Below are 1,477 nucleotides of genomic sequence, written 5' to 3' on the forward strand. Positions count from 1 at the left end.
CTCGCAATCGGGCAGGGGGGCGCCGTCGAAGCCCATGGGCCGCAGCGTGGGCGCGTCGCCCTCCAGGCCCTCCAGCCTGGCCTTGGGATAGGTGGCGGCCTTATCCAGGACTACCGGGGTGCCGGCGAGGAACTCCGCCGGCAGGTGCCAGTCCCGCCCCGAGATGCGGTTGTCCGTGCCACGCCAGAACAACCTGATATTCGGTTCGTCCTCCGGCGCGACGCGCAGCTCCAGGACATGGCTGCGGTTGTCGCAGGTGACGGACTGCGAGGTGTAGTAACGGGCCTCTGCGGCAAGCGCGGGCGAGACAAGGCACAGGGTGGCGACGGAGCCGAGCAGGGCAGGGAAAGGACGGGTCATGGGAAGTATCCTTCGGAAAGACATGCGGGCTCAGGCCGCCGGGGCGGGCGACAGGAGGATGGGGAGAGAAAGGAGACGCGCCGCGACGGCGCGGGCGTCAGGCGCCTGGCGGGGTCATGGACCGTCGCGCGCGCGGGGGCAGGCGGCCGGGCGGGGATGCCTGGCCAGGGACTTTGGGCAGATGCTGCTCGACCATGCGGTCCTCGAAAGGGGCGTCACCGGAAATCTCCCTGATCTCTATCCACAAAATACTGCCAGATCCACAAAATACTTCATGGATCGGCGGGGGCCTTCTCGGGTCTATCCTCGCCATGGACGATCCTGCCGCTTCCCTCGTCACGGCCTTTGCCCGGGTGCTGCGCCGCCACCGGACCGCCCGGGGGATGGCCCAGGAGGAGCTTGCCCACAGCGCCGGGCTCAGCCCGCGCTATGTCTCGCTGCTCGAGGCCGGCAAGCACCGCCCCAGCCTGCTGACCATGGCCAGGCTGGCCACCCGGCTGGAAACGCCGCTGTCGGAGCTGATCCGCGAGGCGGAGGCGGAGCGCGACGGTCCCGCCGCCTGACCGGGGGCCGCTGGCGATGGATAGGAACGATCCGACCGTCCTTGGAAGGGCCTGCCGTGCTGACGATGGGCGCGGCATGTCCTCGCCCCAGGATCGGCAACCTTCAGGGGAGACGGGGGGCGGATCGTCCGGCGCCGGTGCGGCGCGCTGATCCTGGAAGGCGAGCAGGGGGAGGCCGGGAAACTGACCGCCACCTGTGGCTGACGATGCCTCGAGAAGCCGGGTGATGCCGCCCAGTCCGCGCGCGCCAGACTTGGCGACCCCTTCGACGGAGGCGGGGGCAGGGAGGTGCATGGCCAGAGAGGGTCGCCGGTCCGGAGAGGCCTCGGCGCTGTTGGCCAGATCTCTCTCGAAGCAGCCTTGGCGACGATTGGATCCCGCTCCCGCCCCGAGGCCCCCGCGATGCCCGCCGGCCTTGTCCCGAAACGCGGCGTCGCGCATCCCCACCGCGTTTTATGCTCATCTCCCCGGAAAGACGTTCGGACTTGGTCGGCTTTCGGTGGCTTTCTGTTTTGGCAGCGCTCCCTGGACAAAGGTCTTCTGGAAGGGGGCAA

2 protein-coding genes are annotated in these 1,477 nt (G+C 69.3%); one reads left to right on the plus strand and one right to left on the minus strand.

Annotation, left to right across the window (positions count from 1 at the left end):
* A partial coding sequence (locus PARHAE_RS20865; RefSeq protein ID WP_164555352.1) for a hypothetical protein occupies positions 1-360 on the minus strand: 360 nt, incomplete at its 3' end.
* Between the two features lie 311 nt (positions 361-671).
* Here PARHAE_RS20865 and PARHAE_RS20870 point away from each other — a divergent pair.
* Complete coding sequence (locus tag PARHAE_RS20870; RefSeq protein WP_126156407.1) at positions 672-923, plus strand: helix-turn-helix domain-containing protein; 252 nt, start codon at positions 672-674, stop codon at positions 921-923.
* Positions 924-1,477 lie beyond the last annotated feature (554 nt).

This window comes from Paracoccus haematequi, from assembly GCF_900631945.1.
Classification (GTDB): Bacteria; Pseudomonadota; Alphaproteobacteria; order Rhodobacterales; family Rhodobacteraceae; genus Paracoccus; species Paracoccus haematequi_A.